16 protein-coding genes are annotated in these 15,697 nt (G+C 60.5%); 6 read left to right on the forward strand and 10 right to left on the reverse strand.

The annotated features are described in order from the left end of the window. Positions 1–2 precede the first annotated feature (2 nt). From ACMFWR_RS32185 to ACMFWR_RS32205, 5 genes are all read right to left on the reverse strand, one after another. On the reverse strand, positions 3–584 hold the full coding sequence (locus ACMFWR_RS32185) for a ParB-like protein (RefSeq protein ID WP_413197453.1): 582 nt from the start codon (positions 582–584) through the stop codon (positions 3–5). A gap of 164 nt (positions 585–748) precedes the next feature. Continuing rightward, complete coding sequence (locus ACMFWR_RS32190; RefSeq protein WP_413197454.1) at positions 749–1,099, reverse strand: response regulator; 351 nt, start codon at positions 1,097–1,099, stop codon at positions 749–751. A gap of 513 nt (positions 1,100–1,612) precedes the next feature. Continuing rightward, a complete protein-coding gene (locus tag ACMFWR_RS32195) occupies positions 1,613–2,647 on the reverse strand; it encodes a flavodoxin family protein (protein ID WP_413197772.1) in 1,035 nt (344 codons plus the stop codon). A 129-nt stretch (positions 2,648–2,776) separates the two neighbouring features. Next, positions 2,777–3,637: a glucose 1-dehydrogenase gene (locus tag ACMFWR_RS32200; protein ID WP_413197455.1), complete on the reverse strand. Its 861-nt coding sequence runs from the start codon at positions 3,635–3,637 to the stop codon at positions 2,777–2,779. A 77-nt stretch (positions 3,638–3,714) separates the two neighbouring features. After that, on the reverse strand, positions 3,715–4,722 hold the full coding sequence (locus tag ACMFWR_RS32205; protein ID WP_413197456.1) for an SDR family oxidoreductase: 1,008 nt from the start codon (positions 4,720–4,722) through the stop codon (positions 3,715–3,717). A 199-nt stretch (positions 4,723–4,921) separates the two neighbouring features. Between ACMFWR_RS32205 and ACMFWR_RS32210 the strand changes: the two genes are divergently transcribed. Continuing rightward, positions 4,922–6,058, forward strand: a complete 1,137-nt coding sequence (locus tag ACMFWR_RS32210; protein ID WP_413197457.1) for a glutathione-independent formaldehyde dehydrogenase — start codon at positions 4,922–4,924, stop codon at positions 6,056–6,058. 412 nt (positions 6,059–6,470) lie between these two features. On the opposite strand, the gene ACMFWR_RS32215 is transcribed toward ACMFWR_RS32210, so the two are convergent. The 3 genes from ACMFWR_RS32215 to ACMFWR_RS32225 all read right to left on the reverse strand — a co-directional run bounded on the left by ACMFWR_RS32215 (position 6,471) and on the right by ACMFWR_RS32225 (position 8,521). After that, positions 6,471–7,097, reverse strand: a complete 627-nt coding sequence (locus tag ACMFWR_RS32215; RefSeq protein ID WP_413197458.1) for a class I SAM-dependent methyltransferase — start codon at positions 7,095–7,097, stop codon at positions 6,471–6,473. Between the two features lie 13 nt (positions 7,098–7,110). Continuing rightward, positions 7,111–8,295: an acyl-CoA dehydrogenase family protein gene (locus ACMFWR_RS32220; protein ID WP_413197459.1), complete on the reverse strand. Its 1,185-nt coding sequence runs from the start codon at positions 8,293–8,295 to the stop codon at positions 7,111–7,113. A gap of 67 nt (positions 8,296–8,362) precedes the next feature. Then, positions 8,363–8,521, reverse strand: a complete 159-nt coding sequence (locus ACMFWR_RS32225) for a hypothetical protein (protein WP_413197460.1) — start codon at positions 8,519–8,521, stop codon at positions 8,363–8,365. A gap of 12 nt (positions 8,522–8,533) precedes the next feature. On the opposite strand from ACMFWR_RS32225, the gene ACMFWR_RS32230 reads away from it, so the two are divergent. The 4 genes from ACMFWR_RS32230 (at position 8,534) to ACMFWR_RS32245 (ending at position 10,182) form a co-directional block, all read left to right on the forward strand. Beyond that, positions 8,534–9,280 carry a glycosyltransferase gene (locus tag ACMFWR_RS32230; protein WP_413197461.1) on the forward strand — a complete coding sequence of 249 codons (747 nt, stop codon included), beginning with the start codon at positions 8,534–8,536 and terminating at the stop codon, positions 9,278–9,280. Then, positions 9,277–9,570: a hypothetical protein gene (locus tag ACMFWR_RS32235; protein WP_413197462.1), complete on the forward strand. Its 294-nt coding sequence runs from the start codon at positions 9,277–9,279 to the stop codon at positions 9,568–9,570. Before ACMFWR_RS32230 ends, ACMFWR_RS32235 begins: the two co-directional genes overlap by 4 nt. Positions 9,571–9,696: 126 nt before the next feature. Next, complete coding sequence (locus ACMFWR_RS32240) at positions 9,697–9,987, forward strand: hypothetical protein (RefSeq protein ID WP_413197463.1); 291 nt, start codon at positions 9,697–9,699, stop codon at positions 9,985–9,987. A 15-nt stretch (positions 9,988–10,002) separates the two neighbouring features. Continuing rightward, on the forward strand, positions 10,003–10,182 hold the full coding sequence (locus ACMFWR_RS32245) for a DUF3008 family protein (RefSeq protein WP_413197464.1): 180 nt from the start codon (positions 10,003–10,005) through the stop codon (positions 10,180–10,182). Positions 10,183–10,273: 91 nt separating this feature from the next. Here the strand turns inward: ACMFWR_RS32245 and ACMFWR_RS32250 are convergent, their stop codons facing one another. Together ACMFWR_RS32250 and ACMFWR_RS32255 are read right to left on the reverse strand one after the other, a co-directional pair. Next, positions 10,274–12,574, reverse strand: coding sequence for an FdhF/YdeP family oxidoreductase (locus ACMFWR_RS32250; protein ID WP_413197465.1), 2,301 nt, complete (start codon positions 12,572–12,574; stop codon positions 10,274–10,276). Between the two features lie 84 nt (positions 12,575–12,658). Beyond that, positions 12,659–14,227 carry an FAD-dependent oxidoreductase gene (locus tag ACMFWR_RS32255; protein WP_413197466.1) on the reverse strand — a complete coding sequence of 523 codons (1,569 nt, stop codon included), beginning with the start codon at positions 14,225–14,227 and terminating at the stop codon, positions 12,659–12,661. Between the two features lie 352 nt (positions 14,228–14,579). Here ACMFWR_RS32255 and coxB point away from each other — a divergent pair, with 352 nt between their 5' ends. Continuing rightward, a complete protein-coding gene (gene coxB / locus ACMFWR_RS32260; RefSeq protein WP_413197467.1) occupies positions 14,580–15,668 on the forward strand; it encodes a cytochrome c oxidase subunit II in 1,089 nt (362 codons plus the stop codon). Positions 15,669–15,697 lie beyond the last annotated feature (29 nt).

Below are 15,697 nucleotides of genomic sequence, written 5' to 3' on the forward strand. Positions count from 1 at the left end.
CGTTACGCCCGATACCCCGGAAGGCCCTCGGCCGCCGTCGAAGCCGCGAGCTTCAATGCTTTCGATACGGCCACGTCAAACTCTTCGTCGGTGGTCGGTCGATCGAGCCGGGATCGAAACAGATCGGCCCATCGGAATTCTTCGAGGAGGACGTTTGTCTTTTCATATCCACCGGCATTCCTCACCGCAGCGGCGAGGCTGCGATATTCGTCGTCTTCAAGTTCCCAAACCTTTAGGGGCATGTCCTTGAAGGCGATTCGCCGTCCCTTCCTGTCGTAGGGATGCGTCCATCGGTGCGCTTCCATGGCGAGCCAAAACTCATTGACGGAGTAGCTCGACAAGTCGCGGATAAGAACGTAGGGGACCTTTCGGATACCCACGTGCCACAGCGCTGCAGCGACATGATGATGGTCAGTCGCGTACGCCTGCACGCGAGGTCCGAGTACCACTGGAATGGGCTTTTCAGCGATTGCCATATCCAGATCGTGACCGTTTAGCGAGCGGTATTCTTCCGCCTTTCGCAGAACCTCACGCAACCCGTGGACGGCCTGAGTCGGCCGTAGTTCAGCGATCTTGGTATCCATTGCGCTGACCTCTTTTACGTCCTCTAATGGCTTCACGGAAGCAACAGACGTGCCTCGTCACAAAAAGATCACATGACGGCGGAGATCAAGATTCTGGAAATTGAAAAGCCTGAGGAAGCCGTTGTTTCGGCTCTTCGGTCACAAGGAATACCAAGGGATCGGCGTCAGCTCTGTCGGGCGTCGCCCGCCAAAGTCAGCCATCGCTCGAACTGCACGATAGGTACGGGTTTGAGGAGAAAACCGTCGAAGACACCAGGCTCGCATCGCGACATCGCGTCGGCGTATCCCGACATCGCTATTAGTTTGAGTTGTTCGCCCACCCGGGCCGCACGAATGCGTCTCCCGACATCGATGCCATCGTCAATTCCGAGAGAAATGTCCAGGAAGGCGATATCCAGCCGTTCGCTCTGGGCGATGGCCAACGCAGCACTTGCCGTTGTCGCAACGGACGCGCAGTGGCCGAGCGCTTTTGCGAGCTCGGCAAAGACACGCGCCGTGTCTTCGTAGTCGTCCACGACAAGTACGTTCATCGTCGGCCGATGGGACTCTTATGATCAGATGGTGGTCGGTTGTTCGACTTCCGCGGCAGGCGTCGTCACTCCATGATAGGCGCTCTTAGCCGAAAAGCTCACGAGACGCAACCGTCCGAAACCGATGAGATTCGCACGTATCTGATTGACATGGCAAGCTTGCTTGTTCCGGGCATCGAGGACGCCTTGCCAGCCCAGATTCTACCGCAGGCGAATCTGGATCGTGCCGGTGGCCCGTCGGCACGATCCTCACATTAAGCGATATCGATTTGATGTTCAGCGAGCCCACCCGTTCTCGTTGCGAGGTTCATTCCGGGCGTTTCAAGCCATCTTCAATCGACCGTGTAACACGCTCTTCGCCTTTACGATTTTCATCATTCGCACCGGGATAACGTAGCAATCATCGCTGCGCTGTCGCAGGGGAAGATGTTTCACCCGCGTGTTTCGTTGTACTTTAAGCCGAGCCGAGTCGCCGCCTGCTTCTGCGTCGACGAATACTCACTTCATGCGAGGTGTATCGAGCCCCGAATCGGGCTCCTTCAAACGCTCCTGCCGAATGGCAGTGACCGCGTTTCGGACAGCGTGCGCCACATTGACGACTTCTGCCTGAACCGCTTTGTCCTGGTCCAGCGTGTCGTGGCTTGTCGCGTACGGTTCGTAATATCCGATGAAGCGGTCGAGCCTGGACTTTGCCCCGGCTTCGACGAAACCCATCCAGTCGAGCCAGTCGGTCAGCGCGCGGCGCGAACCTTCGATGCCCGCGACATCACCATGGACGACGACTCCGTAAGCGCGTCCCGCAAGATGCTTGGGATAGCTCCAGCCCGCGAGTTCAAGCTGCTTGGCTTCATCGGGATGTTTGCCGTGTGTGGTCGTCGGGTCCGGATTGCCGCCGTCAGCGCACACAAGACGGTCCATCAATAGCTTGAGCGGACTGCTCACCTGGTACCAATAGACCGGCGTCACAAAGATCACGGCGTGCGCTGCTGCAAAGCGTTCGTAGATCTCGTTCATCCAGTCATTGACGAGGCCCAACGAATGATTCGGATAGCAGCTGCACGGCCAATGACATAGCGGCATCGCAGTCGACACGCACCCCTTGCACGGATGGATATGCAAGTCGCGGTCCGAGGTTAGGCGCGAAAGATCCAGTACATCGACCTCGACACCATGATTCGCGAGCTCGTCCTTCGCAATCATCGAAAGCCGAAAGCTTTTCGACATCTCTCCGGGACACGTGTAATCATTCCGCGAAGACGCGTTAATGACAAGCACGCGATCATGCGTGGACGGATCCGCCTGCCGTTGTTGCGCAGCTTGAATGCGAGAGCTCGCCTCGATCCATTCGACTGAGAGATCGTAGTTGGGGTCCTGATAGTCCGCGCCGGCCTTGCGCGTCACCGGCGACTTCCTGCCCTCCGAATAGGCCTGCCACGCAATGCTTTCCAACCGGTCGAGGCTCGCGTCTTCGACCCGAAATGCCGGGTCATAGAAGCGCGCAATGAAGCGCTCGTGAAAGGCTGCCCGGGACATCGGTTCGGTAACTTGCCCCTTACGGACCTCAACGGGATGCGAAGCTATCACGGGCTTAGCCGTCTTGGTGGGTGTATCGGCCACGGTGCAATCCTTGACGTTGCTTTTTGGGGAAGGCTCTGGCAAAGCTCAGATGAACGGCACACCGCCCGTGACTGCGATCGTCGCGCCCGACACGTAGCTCGCCGAATCGGCGGCCAGCATTACATAGACCGGTGCAAGCTCGGCGGGCTGCCCCGGGCGCTTCATCGGCACCTGCTTGCCAAAGTTCGAGACCTGCTCTTCGCTCATGGTCGAAGGTATGAGTGGTGTCCAGATCGGCCCGGGCGCAACGCAATTCACCCGGATGCCTCTGGATGCGAGCATCTGCGCCAGCCCGCCCGTAAAGTTCTGTATCGCGCCCTTCGTCGATGCGTAGGCAAGCAACGTGGGATTAGGCTTGTCCGCGTTGACCGATGCCGTGTTGATGATGGATCCGCCCGTCACCATATGTTTGACCGCGGCCTTCGTGATGCGAAACATGGCCCCGATGTTCGTATCGAACGTCTTGTCCCATTCGTCGTCGTCAATGTCCTCGAGTTCTGCAAACGTGTTCTGATGCGCCGCGTTGTTGACAAGCACATCAATCCGCCCGAACGCCGCGACCGCCTGGCGGACAATCTCGCGGCAATGCTCTCGATTCGTGATGTCGCCTCTGACCAGCACGGCCCTTCGACCTGCCGCTTCCACGAGTTGCTGGGTCTCCCTGGCGTCATCATCTTCGTCGAGATAGGCGATGAGCACGTCGGCGCCCTCGCGCGCGAATGCAATGGCGACTGCGCGTCCGATCCCGCTGTCGCCGCCTGTAATGATGGTCGCTTTCCCATGCAGCCGATCCGAGCCTTTATAGGTCTGTTCCCCATGATCGGGCTTGGGGTCCATGGGGCCCGTGCGGCCCGGCATCGACGCTTGTTGCTGCTTCGGTATTTCGCGCGGATAGGTTGTCGACATGGCTGGCCTGCGTCTGAGTGGTTTCGCAAGTTATCGCAAGGAACGGTCCTACGCCTCCATGGAACTCTGAGCGTCTCTCAAGGCTGCCCCATGCCCCCCGTTGCGCCATAAACCTGTCCCGTCACATAGCTCGCCTGATTCGACGCGAGAAAGACATAGATGGGCGCAAGCTCCGCCGGTTGGCCCGGACGTTTGAGCGGTGTCTGCCCGCCGAAGTCGTGCAAATTCGCTTCGGTCTGCCCACCTGTCACTTGCAGCGGAGTCCAGAAATGACCTGGTGCGACGGCGTTCACGCGAATGCCTCGCTTGATCATTTGCTTGGATAGTCCCTTCGAGTAATTCATGATCGCCGCTTTGGTCATGGCGTAGTCGACGATATTGATCCCGGGCTCATAGGCGTTGATCGAACTGGTCATGACGATGGCAGACCCCGGCTGCATATGGGGAATCGCGGCTTTGGTAATCCAGAACAACGCATAGATATTGGTCTTGATGGTCCAGTCAAATTGCTCGGTCGAGATGTCGAGAATCGAGTCGTGGCTCTGCTGACGCGCGGCATTGCTCACCAGAATATCGAGTCCGCCAAGCTCCCCCACGGCTCGATTGACCATCGCGTTGCAAAACGCCTCGTCACGGATGTCACCCGGCAGTGCGACGCCCTTGCGCCCCGCCGCCTGAATCAAGCGAATCACGTCGCGTGCGTCCTCTTCCTCGGCCGGCAAATACGAAATCGCCACGTCCGCGCCTTCTCGCGCATAGGCGATCGCAGCCGCGCGGCCAATGCCCGAGTCGCCGCCCGTGATCAACGCCTTGCGACCATTGAGCTTGCCGCTGCCTCGATACGTCGATTCCCCATGATCGGGTCGTGGAGACATGCGTGAGGCAAGGCCTGGCCATGGCTGGGTTTGCGGGTCGAACGGCCCATGCGCGTAGAGCTCGCGCGGATCCTGCAATCCCGCATCGGTCGAAGCCGCAGCCGCGGCCTCTGCCTGTGAGAAACCTGGCCCCGCCGCAGCGACGACGAAACCGGCAGCGGCACCCTGCATCAGCTTGCGACGCGTATCTGAAAAATCATCGGTCTTCATGATGGCTTGCTCCTGTCGTGCGGGGAATCTGAATGGTGATGAGACGGTTCAATTGCGCGCGATGTCCTTGTGTTTCCAGGACGTACGCAAGCCGTCGCGCAATAAGCGTTCCGTACTACGCCGAATGCCTGGGCATATGCAGTGCTCAATGCCGGAGAGCGTTGCCATTTCGCCAACGCAGAAATCCAGGGAGAACAGCATGAAGGCACTTGTTTATGAAGGCCCGAAGAAAGTCGTAGTCAAAGACATGCCGGACGCGAAGATCGAGCGGCCCAATGACGTTCTGGTCAAGATCACCACGACCAACATCTGCGGATCCGATCTTCACATGTACGAAGGGCGCACCAACATGGAAAGTGGCCGCATCCTCGGTCATGAAAATCTCGGTGTCGTCGTTGAAGTCGGTAGCGGTATCGAGCGCGTCAAGGTCGGTGACCGGGTCTGCCTGCCGTTCAATATCGGATGTGGCTTCTGCAAGAACTGCGAGCGCGGCCTGACGGGCTTTTGCCTGATCGCCAACCCCGGCGTGGCAGGTGCCGCCTATGGGTTTGCGGGCATGGGACCGTACAGCGGAGGGCAAGCCGAATATCTGCGTGTCCCCTATGGCGACTTCAATTGCCTGGTATTGCCCCCGGACGCAGAGGAGAAGGAAAACGACTACGTCATGCTGTCGGATATCTTTCCGACCGGCTACCACGCGACCGAACTGGCGGGCATTCTTCCCGGCGAGAGCGTCGTCATTTATGGCGCCGGCCCGGTGGGGCTGATGGCAACACTGTCGGCGCAGATCAAGGGGGCGAGCAAGATCATGGTCGTCGACTCGCATCCGGACCGACTCAAACTCGCTGAAAAGCTGGGAGCCATCCCCATCGACGATACCGACGGCTCTTCCGCTGACCAGATTCTCGAGATGACCGGCGGAGAAGGCGCGGACCGAGGCTGTGAATGTGTCGGCTACCAATGCACGTGCAAGGGCCACGAAGTTCCGAACCTGACCATGAACAACTTGATCAAGGCCGTGCGCCCGACAGGCGGTATCGGAGTCGTCGGCGTGTTCGTGGCTGAAGATCCGAAAGCCGAAGACAAGCTCGCCAAAAACGGGCAACTGGCACTCGATTTTGGTCAGCTGTGGATGAAGGGGCAAAAGATCGCCACCGGCCAGGCCAATGTCAAAGCGTACAACCGCCGGCTTCGCGACCTGATTTCTGCCGGCAAGGCAAAACCTTCGCAAATCATTTCGCACGAATTGCCGCTTGAAAAAGCACCCGAAGGGTACAAGCACTTTGACGAACGTGCCGACGGGTGGACCAAGGTCGTACTCAAGGCAGCTGCCTGATCCTCGAGACGATGACTTGTGCTGTTCGACCTCCCCGGGGCAACCTTGCGATATGTCAAACTGTGAGCGACAGCGCGATTCGAATGGGAGGTCGGTGCATTCTTGCGTCGCCACCGCTGGTAAGGTTTGCCGAATACTCGTGCACGACCCTTTAATGTTGAACTCGCCCACGGCACTGAAGCGTGGATTTGCCGTTGCAGAAAAAAGGCCGATCCATCCGGATCGGCCTAGAACCATCGCTTGCCATGGGGAGGCAAACAACGAGCTCGTCTAGCTTTCGGGGACCCATTGAGAGCGCGACGAGGCTCGAAGGAGTTTAGAAGGAAAGCTCGCGGGAGCCAAGACAATATCTGCGCACGTATGTCTTGGTTATCGGACGGGACAGCGGTTCGTCCTGACACGAAAAACTGCGTTACGCGACCGTCGAAACAGAACGCGCGTCGTTGGACCACACGTCGATAATCATGTCGTCATCGTCATAGCGTGCGACCGAGATCAGCCCGCTGACATCCGACAACTTGCGATGCGCTTCGAGCGCCGACGTCTTCGCATCGTCGATTGGACGGCGCCAATGGCACGCCAGTAAGGTCCCATGCGGTGCGAGCCCTCGTGCAATGAGTTGCGCAAGGGTGCGTTGTTGTGTGCCCGACAGGTAGTAGGCCAGCTCCGAGATCACGATCAGGTCAAATTGCCCTTGCGGCCAATGGGCCGGTACCGTGTTCCGCTCGAATTGCACATGGGTGGCGTCGACGCGCTCACGCGCGATGGCGAGCGCCCTTGTACTGATGTCCCACGCGGTCACCGATGCGCACCGGGTTGCGAGCATCGCAGTCAGCTCGCCGATGCCGCATCCGGGCTCAAACGCACGCTCATAGCGTTCCCGGGGCAACATCGAAAGTGCGATCGCTCGCTTGCGCCGCTCGTACCATCGCGTACGCAGATTCCAGGGGTCCTCGTTCTGCTCATACAACGCGTCGAAATACGCGGCGTCGTCGCGCGGCTCCCGAGCGCGTTTGTCCCCCGCCCTCACCTCGCTCATCAATCTGTGTTTGTCAGAGACACCATTGCGCATCGTCATTCCTCTCGCGCGCATGCAATTCACCGAGCATTGCAAGGTCACGCTCGGCATGACTCTGCCGCAGGAACACAGGCAGATCCGCCATGCATCGCGCGATGTCCGCATCGCGACACAGGGGCCCTGCACCAAGCGAACGTCCTGCATGTTCGATGACGCTCGTCGCGGCTTGCTCGACGAGCAAGCGGGTACGCAGCGCAACGTGCATCGCATCTTCCTCCGGGTGTGCATCAACCCAGTCAGCCGCGTCCCGCAACCCCGCTGCGGCGCCTCGCAACGCGACATCGATCGCGCCAAGGTGCGCGGCCCGGTGTGCATCGGGCGTTCGCCGCACGGCGGCCACCACGGCCTTGGCGAGCTTGAGTGCGCCGCCGTACCAGCAGGCGGCGATGCCGGCGCCGCCATGCCAGAACCCGTAGCGAGACAGGTAAGCGTCCGGCTCGCCGACAACCCAGCCACGGGCATGATCAAACGTTATGTCTGCGCTCGCCGTCGCTGCCATCCCGACAGCGTGCCAATTGGACGTCGATATCCTCACACCCGGCTGATCGAGTGACAGCGCTACAAGTCTGTGACCCCGCTCATTGTCGCGGCAGGTGATCAACGCGTGCGTCAGCGACTGCGCGCCCGAACACCACGCCTTTGCGCCGTGAAGCGTGACCGGTGCGCCTGGTGCCTGGCTGAGAGGATCATCAAACGTGGCCCGGCTCTGAAAATCCGGGGCTTCGGCCGCAAAAACACCCCAACGGCTCTTCGTCGGGATATCGCTACCGAGTTCGTCGAGTATCGCCAACGCGTCGGTGTGACCTTCGTAGAGCTTCACCAGCCCAAGGTCTCTTTGCGCGACGCGTGACAGTGCGCGCCACCGCGCAAGCGTCTGGCCGTGTGCGGGTTTCGGTAACACATCGAGTCCTTGCTCGACCAACGAAGACAATGTGCGGCCCACCTGTGTTGGATCACCGGCATCGAATATGAGCGCTTCGAGCGCCGATGCAAGTCTGGCGTCGAGACGCAAAGCGATCTCGCTCTCGGAAACGCTCGCATCGCGGGCTCCGTCCGCCTGCGCGTCTGCAACCGCGCTATCCGGTCGCAATGCGCGCGCATCCAACGCTCGCCAGCTTCGCTCGGCCCTGTCGCCGAATATCACGGCTTGTTGATTCATGGCGTCTGTCTTCCTGCACAAAGTGTGGATCTCGAAGCGGCTCTCGGGCGACCGCTCTTCGGAACCTTCAGAAGTTAGCGGCAATCGGCGTACCTGACATCGAACTGACCAGCGAGACCGGGAACGTCCGCCGCACGGCACGCGGGTTGCTCGTGCGCCAAAGCAAGCGTTGCGACGGCACACGCAGTGCCTGCGACGACTCGAGCACGATCCACGAGCGATCCACGAGGAAGCGAACATGCTAGGCGTAGTCATTCCAGCCCACAACGAGAGCCACACGATCGGCGCCTGCGTCCGCGCAGTGGCGTCAGCGATTTCCCACCGACAGCTGGGTGGCGAGGACGCACGCATCGTCGTCGTCGCTGACGCATGCACGGATGACACGGCCCGTCTGGCGAGCGAGTCTGGTGCCGAGGTCGTCGATATGGTCGCGCGCAACGTGGGTATGGCGCGCGCTGCGGGAGCCCGACATCTGCTTTCGCTCGGCGCACGATGGCTCGCTTTTACCGACGCCGACACAATCGTGTCGCCTGATTGGCTCGTCCAACAGCTTGCACTCCGCGTCGATGTCGTCTGCGGTGTCGTTCAGATCGACGACTGGTCGGCACACCCGGAAACCACGCGCAACCACTTCAATCGTACCTATTTCCCGATCGATGGGCATCGCCATATTCATGGAGCCAACCTCGGCGTGTCAGCGCGCGCCTACGCTCTCGCAGGCGGATTCGAGCCTCTGCACAGCAGCGAGGACGTCGCATTGATTCGCGCGCTCGAGCGGACCGGCGCGACGATCGCGTGGAGCGCCGCACCCGGCGTTACCACGAGCGCGCGCAGAGAGTTTCGCGCGCCGAACGGATTCGGAGCGACGTTGCTCGACTGCACCCAAACGGGAGTCCGACCCTCTACCTCCGTTGGTCATCACCGCCCGGCGGCTGGCGTACCAAGCGAGGCGGTCGCTTGCTTACCGATTGGAACGTCAAAATGAGTCCACGCGTAGCGGATCTTCTGGTCGATCTGCCTTATACATCGAGTAGGTGCCACGTCGTCGGTTACTTCAGTAACGGCATCAACGGCATACTCGACGCGCCCAATCGCAGCGAAGCAAAGACCGCGTCCGTTCAAGGCTGCCCCGAGAAAATGGCGGCGACTACGGCTCCAAGCCCACTATCGAGAGCAGCGAAGGGAGACCCGGATCAGGTCAACGTCCTCTTCGATACCGGCAAACAAGCGCTCGCGAATGATAGCCGTCCATCACGGCAAATGAACCGGGAATAGCCCGTGCTCACGAAAGTTATCGGCGCGAAAACAGCCATGGCTCTCGGCTTGATGCTGTTTCGGTCGAGTCGCGGCGGTCGGTTTCAGACCGGCCGCAATATCCTCACGAACTCAGGAGCGAACACCATGACAGTTTCTCTTTCTGCCCGCCGCGCCCTCGTCACGTTTTGCGCCCTTTCCCTGCCGCTCGTCGCGATGGCCGACGAAGCCAGCAGCCCTACGGCAAACGACCCGCAAGTGGGTGCATCGGCTCCGCATCACACCATGAAGCATAAGAAGGCCACGACGTCGGGCAATGCGAATAGCACAGGCGGCGCAAGCAACTCGGGGAACGCGATCGGAGCCGGCAACGGTGCCCCGAGCAACAACAGTGGCTCGCCGACGGCACCGATGAAAGGTACCGGCGGCGGTAACTAATTCAAGGAGAGCGTGATGCCAGCAAAATCCAAAGCCCAGCAGATGGCCGCGGGTGCTGCACTTTCCGCCAAGCATGGCGACACGAAAGTCAGTGACCTCAAGGGTGCGTCCAAGTCGATGTACGAGTCGATGAGCGAAAAACAGTTGCACGACTTCGCCCATAGCCCGCAGAAAGGCAAGCCGAAGCATAAGTAAGCGGCAAGCCCGTCCCACATCAAAGCCCCGCCCGTTGCGCTGGACGCGCCGGCGGCGCTTTCTTTAAGGGTTTTCCTTCGTCGCACCGCTTTTATAGGGTCCGGACTTGCTCGACGATTCGCACCGGTATCGACTTCCCTGCCGGTACCTTGCTCTGCTTCGCGTGGTGCCACAGCGGCAGCAGCGGGTTGCATTCCGGGTAATAGCCAGCAATGCACCCTTGCGGGATGTCATGGATCTTCACGCTGAGCCCTTGCACACGGCGTGTCACGCCGTCGTCCGCAATCGTCTCGAGCGTGACGTGGTCGCCTTCCCGCAGATTGCGGTGCTCCATGTCGCCGCGATTCATCAGTACAACCATCCGCGAGCCTTTGACGCCGCGGAATCGATCGTCCAGGTTGTAGATCGTCGTATTGAACTGGCTATCGCTGCGCAATGTCATGAGTCGCAGCGCATCAGGTCCGCGCTCCGGCATATCCGGATCCTCGCCCAGCGTTTCCGGGGTGAGAAACTCGGCCTTGCCGCTTTCGGTCGCCCATTTGCGCTCGCGAGCCTTCAAGGGGCGTGCAAAGCCACCCGGATTCCACATCCTTGCCTCGAAGTCATGGAAAATCTCTGGGTAGGTTTCGGCGATTTCAGCCCTGACTCGCGAGTAGTCATCGCGCCAACTATCCCAGTCGACGGACCCTGTTGAAGCTGACAGTGTTGCTTTGGCAAGGCCCGCAACAATGAACGGCTCCGAGCGCAAATCTGGACTCGCAGGTTCCGCGACGCCATGGGACCCATGCATGCAACCGGTACTGTCTTCCGTTGACACCGCTTGTTCGCCGCTCGCTTGCCGATCGATTTCAATGCGGCTCAGGCACGGCAGGATATAAGCTGCCCGCCCGTGTATGAGATGACTTCGATTGAGCTTCGTCGTGATGCCGACCGTCATGCGCAACCGCTTCCACGCCGACTCCATACGGAGGTGGTCAGGCACGGAGCGCGCGAGATTGCCGCCTAGGCTCAGTACAACATCGACTTTGTCGTCTAGCATGGCCTCGCAGGCGTCGACGATGTTCATACCGGTGTCTCGAGGCGGTTCAAATGAAAATTGGTCGGCAAGCTTGTCGAGTGGTGCGAGCTCAGGCTTTTCCGTGATACCTACCGTGCGCTGTCCCTGTACGTTTGAGTGCCCACGTATCGGCGACGGCCCCGCTCCGAGCTTGCCGATATTGCCGCGAAGCAGCAGCAGGTTCACAACCATGCGGACGTTCTGCACGCCCATGCGGTGTTGAGTCAGGCCCATACCATAGTGGATGATCACGGCCTTCGCTCGCATGTATTCGCTCGCCGCCTCCGCAAGGTCCGCGCGCGACAAACCACTCACTGATTCAATCTCGTCCCAATTCGCCGCTCTCACGTAGTCGGCGAACGCGTCGAATCCCACGGTGTGCTCATGGATGAAATCGATATCGACAATGCGAGCTTCACCCTGCACGCGTGCGCGATCATCGGCATCGATGACGTGCTTGCAGATACCCAGTATCGCTGCCGTATCTCCGCCCGTGCGAAGCTGGTGATACTGCGTGCTGATTTGCGTATCGCCTGGCTTGAGCATTTCCACAGGGGACTGAGGATTGGTAAAACCAATCAGGCCGGGTTCGCGCAGCGGATTGAATGTGATGATGGGCACGCCGCGCTTGCGCGCGTCCTGCAGCGGATGAAGCATGCGCGGACTGTTCGTACCGACGTTTTGTCCGAAGAAAAACATCAGGTCCGTTTTCTCGAAGTCCTCGAGCCTCACGGTTCCGACACCGACGCCGATGGCTGCCTTGAGACCGACACTCGTGCTTTCGTGGCACATGTTCGAGCTATCGGGCAGATTGTTCGTCCCATACATGCGTGCAAACAACTGGAACATATACGACGTTTCAAGCGACGCGCGACCCGAAGTGTAAAACACGGTGCGATTGGGCTCAGTCGCCCGAAGCTCGCGAGCAATGTCATCGAACGCATCTTGCCAGCTCACAGGCAGATAGCGGTCCGTCGCCGCGTCATAGCGGAGCGGATGTGTGATACGACCGGCTTCTTCAAGATCGTGATCGTGCCAGCCGAGCAATTCAGTCACGGTATGATCGTTGAAAAACTCGGGCGTGATCCGCTTGGCGGTCAGGTCCCACGCGGTGGCTTTGGCGCCGTTTTCGCAGAACTCAAATGTATGCGGGTCGGCGGGCTTTGCCCATGAGCAGCTCACGCACATGAAACCGTCGGGCTTGTTCTGGCGCAGCAGCAGCGTGACGTCTTTCAGCGGGACCTTTTCCTGGAACAGAATTCGTGTCACTGCTTTCAGTGAGCCCCATCCGCCAGCCGAATACGGATACGACGGGTCCTTGCGTTCGATGTCCATGACGGCTCTCCCTGGCTAGCCAGGACACTTGCGCAAAATCCATTCCGTTGAATGGCAGTGGCATTGGATGCGGCTTCGCGCGGACTAACCCACCTCCCGCAACGCCTCATTCACCGCTAGCGGCTCACGCATGCGCTCCGCGAGCCAAGCCATCTTGGACTCCTTGTTGCATCCAAGTGCGGCGAGTACGTGGTCATCGCGCAGATACAGGGTGATGAAGCCGAGTTCTTCGAGCGAGCCGATCGTTCGTGTCTCGGTCCAGTCTCCGGATTGTGCGTGGCCGATATAGTCGAAGCGCCTTTCACAATGAAAGGTCCAGAAGAACGGGACGATTCGCGGCGATGTCGGGATACCGGCCATATTGAGCGCCGCAATTCGACCCTGCTGTTGTGCAACGCGCCAGTGCTCGATTCGCATCCCTTCACCGCCATGCACCGAAACGAAGGCGATGTCTCCCGCCGCATATAGCGTGTCGTCACCGCCCTTGACCCGCATCGAGCCGTTGACGTTGACGCCGCCATCCTGATTGCGCTCCACGCCCTTTAAAAAAGCGGTTGCAGGGCGCACCCCGGTGCCCACCAGCACGAAGTCACATTCGATCGCCTCGGCTTCTTTCAAATGCGCGAGGAGGGTCCCGTCTCGCCATTCGATCGACGTAACCGCTGATTCGCTGCGGAAACGCGTGCCGCTTGCCTCGTGAAGCCGCTTGAGTCGCCGGGCCACGTCACCACCGAATTGCCGCTCGAACGGAAGCGCCTGAGGCATGACGACCGTCACGTCAATTCCCCGCTTTCTGAGTGCCGAGGCCGTCTCGAGTCCGATAAAACTGCCCCCGATCACGAGCGCGCGCTTGCAGGTCTGCGCAAGCGCATCGAGCTCATGCGCATCCACCAACGACCGAAGAAACACCACACGCTGCGCGACACGCTCGTCGGTCAGGCCCGCGATGTCAGGATGCACGGGCGCGCCGCCCGTCGCAACCAAGGCCGCGTCGTACTGAAGCGTTTCGCCGTCGGTCGTTTCAATCTTGCGCGAAGCGGCGTTTAACGATGCGACACGGCTGTTGATGACCTCGATCGAATGCGTGACCAGAAATCCGTCGGGCAGCAAAGGATAGACGTCCTCAGGCTTAAGCTCCCCGGACGGGACGAATTTGCTCAGTGCCGTACGGTCATAGGGCTGCGTCGTTTCTACATCGATCAGTAGAATTCTCCCGCTAAAGCCGTGCTCCCTGAGCGTGGCGCACGCGGCCGCCCCGGCTGCGCCAGCGCCGACGACGGCAAACACACGATGATCGGCGGCGCCGCTGACATCGCTCGGGACCCGTGCTGCTTTCTCGGCCACCTCGGCGACATGAATGTCGTCGCCCTCAACGCGCACGGCAAAGTGCTGGAGTCCTTCAAGTGCGGGCGGTTCGAGCAACGCGCCCGTCGCGAGATCGAACGTGGCCTTGTGCCAGGGACACACGAGCCTTCCGTGACAGATTGCGCCCTCGTCTAGCGGCGCACCGGCATGTGGGCACGTCGCGCTGAGCGCGAAAACGCGTCCACCATCGCGAGCGAGAACAATGACGCCACTCGCACGCTCGATGCGCTTGATCTCGCCTTCGCTCAGATCCTGCATTCGGGCGGTCGGTGTCTGGGTATCGGACATAGCGGCTCTCCGTGTCGAGTGCGTCGCATTGGTTGAGCGGTCAACGGATCGGAAAATGCGGCTGTTGCATATGGGCACCGGCAGCGGGCCCAATGTGCGCTTTGCCGTGACTCGCAATCACTATTCCCTGCGGCGAACCGGACGCGACCCCGGGCGGCGCAGGCCCATTGGCGCGCGTCTTCGACCGCCCGGTTCACAAATTGCTACGGGGATTTCGCGGCGCGTCGTCGAATGTGCCGGCCGGCAGCGACATGCCGTGCAACGACGGCGCGACGTGGTTCCGGAGGCGCCCCGCGCGACACGAAGCGTTTGACGTTGACCGGCCCTGTTCAATCCACGTTCGTACGGTGCCTTGGTCACGGATCGCGCTCCCCTCGAATACGTGCTTCATGCAGCGGGTCCTGCCGCCTCACCGACGTTGAGGCTCGCCTGGGCATTGCTGGCCCTGACGATCGTCGTCGCGATCATCGTGACCGGACTGCTGATCGGTGCGCTCGTTCGACGTCGCAGTCGCGTAGCGCATCGCCAGCTCGCGGTCGACGCGGGTGGTATGCGATGGGTCTGGATCGGCACGGGGCTATCGACGATCGGTCTTTTCGGGGCATTGATCTATATGCTCATGACGCTCGAGTCGGTGGCGATGCCGGCCAGCAAGCCTCGGCTCGTCGTCGACGTCACGGCCTATGACTGGTGGTGGAAGATCGACTATCCGGCCCCGTCGGGCCTGGCGATCGCAACGCAGCCGGACAAGCCGGATGCTTCTCAGCGCCCCGCACTGCCAGGTGCAACGGGAACGGCACCGCATACCGTGACCACCGCCAACGAACTGCACATTCCGGTCGGCGAGCCGGTCCAGATCATCCTGCATAGCGCCGACGTCATTCACGCCTTCTGGGTTCCGCAGCTCGCCGGAAAAACGCAGGCAATCCCCGGCGTGACCAATGAACAATGGATTCAGGCTGACCATCCGGGCATCTATCGAGGCCAGTGCACGCAGTTCTGCGGCGAGCAGCACGCGCACATGGCGTTCGAAGTCATTGCGCAGCCGCGTGCGGCATTTGACGCCTGGCTGCATGCGCAAAGCATGCCGGCCGGCGCTTCGGATCGGGCCACGAACCCGGCCGCTGCATCGAACCCGGCGCCTGCCTCGGCCGACGCCGATGGTTCGAGCTGGCAGGCAGGGCAGAAGCTGTTTGGCGAACGCTGTGCCGCATGCCACACGATTCGCGGCACCGACGCCGCCGGGGTACAAGGCCCGGACCTGACGCATCTGAATTCACGCGAGACGATCGCCGCAGGCACGCTCATCAACAATGAAGCGAACCAGCTCGAATGGATCACGCATGCGCAGCAAATCAAGCCCGACGCATTGATGCCGTCGATCGCGCTCGACACCGACGATGCTCAGGCGTTGATGGCGTATCTGCGACGGCTCAGGTAACAGGACGCTCAGATAGACGAATCCGCAAT

It is taken from the genome of Pararobbsia alpina, from assembly GCF_965118125.1.
Classification (GTDB): domain Bacteria; phylum Pseudomonadota; class Gammaproteobacteria; order Burkholderiales; family Burkholderiaceae; genus Pararobbsia; species Pararobbsia alpina_A.

What these genes read in the sequence shown, in the direction of transcription:
- ACMFWR_RS32185 (WP_413197453.1), bottom strand. Translation starts at nt 584, where the DNA reads ATGGATACCAAGATCGCTGAACTACGGCCGACTCAGGCCGTCCACGGG.
- ACMFWR_RS32195 (WP_413197772.1), bottom strand. Translation starts at nt 2,647, where the DNA reads ATGTCCCGGGCAGCCTTTCACGAGCGCTTCATTGCGCGCTTCTATGAC.
- ACMFWR_RS32230 (WP_413197461.1), top strand. Translation starts at nt 8,534, where the DNA reads ATGCTAGGCGTAGTCATTCCAGCCCACAACGAGAGCCACACGATCGGC.
- ACMFWR_RS32205 (WP_413197456.1), bottom strand. Translation starts at nt 4,722, where the DNA reads ATGAAGACCGATGATTTTTCAGATACGCGTCGCAAGCTGATGCAGGGT.
- ACMFWR_RS32210 (WP_413197457.1), top strand. Translation starts at nt 4,922, where the DNA reads ATGAAGGCACTTGTTTATGAAGGCCCGAAGAAAGTCGTAGTCAAAGAC.
- ACMFWR_RS32240 (WP_413197463.1), top strand. Translation starts at nt 9,697, where the DNA reads ATGACAGTTTCTCTTTCTGCCCGCCGCGCCCTCGTCACGTTTTGCGCC.
- ACMFWR_RS32250 (WP_413197465.1), bottom strand. Translation starts at nt 12,574, where the DNA reads ATGGACATCGAACGCAAGGACCCGTCGTATCCGTATTCGGCTGGCGGA.
- ACMFWR_RS32215 (WP_413197458.1), bottom strand. Translation starts at nt 7,097, where the DNA reads ATGAGCGAGGTGAGGGCGGGGGACAAACGCGCTCGGGAGCCGCGCGAC.
- ACMFWR_RS32255 (WP_413197466.1), bottom strand. Translation starts at nt 14,227, where the DNA reads ATGTCCGATACCCAGACACCGACCGCCCGAATGCAGGATCTGAGCGAA.
- ACMFWR_RS32200 (WP_413197455.1), bottom strand. Translation starts at nt 3,637, where the DNA reads ATGTCGACAACCTATCCGCGCGAAATACCGAAGCAGCAACAAGCGTCG.
- ACMFWR_RS32245 (WP_413197464.1), top strand. Translation starts at nt 10,003, where the DNA reads ATGCCAGCAAAATCCAAAGCCCAGCAGATGGCCGCGGGTGCTGCACTT.
- ACMFWR_RS32220 (WP_413197459.1), bottom strand. Translation starts at nt 8,295, where the DNA reads ATGAATCAACAAGCCGTGATATTCGGCGACAGGGCCGAGCGAAGCTGG.
- ACMFWR_RS32235 (WP_413197462.1), top strand. Translation starts at nt 9,277, where the DNA reads ATGAGTCCACGCGTAGCGGATCTTCTGGTCGATCTGCCTTATACATCG.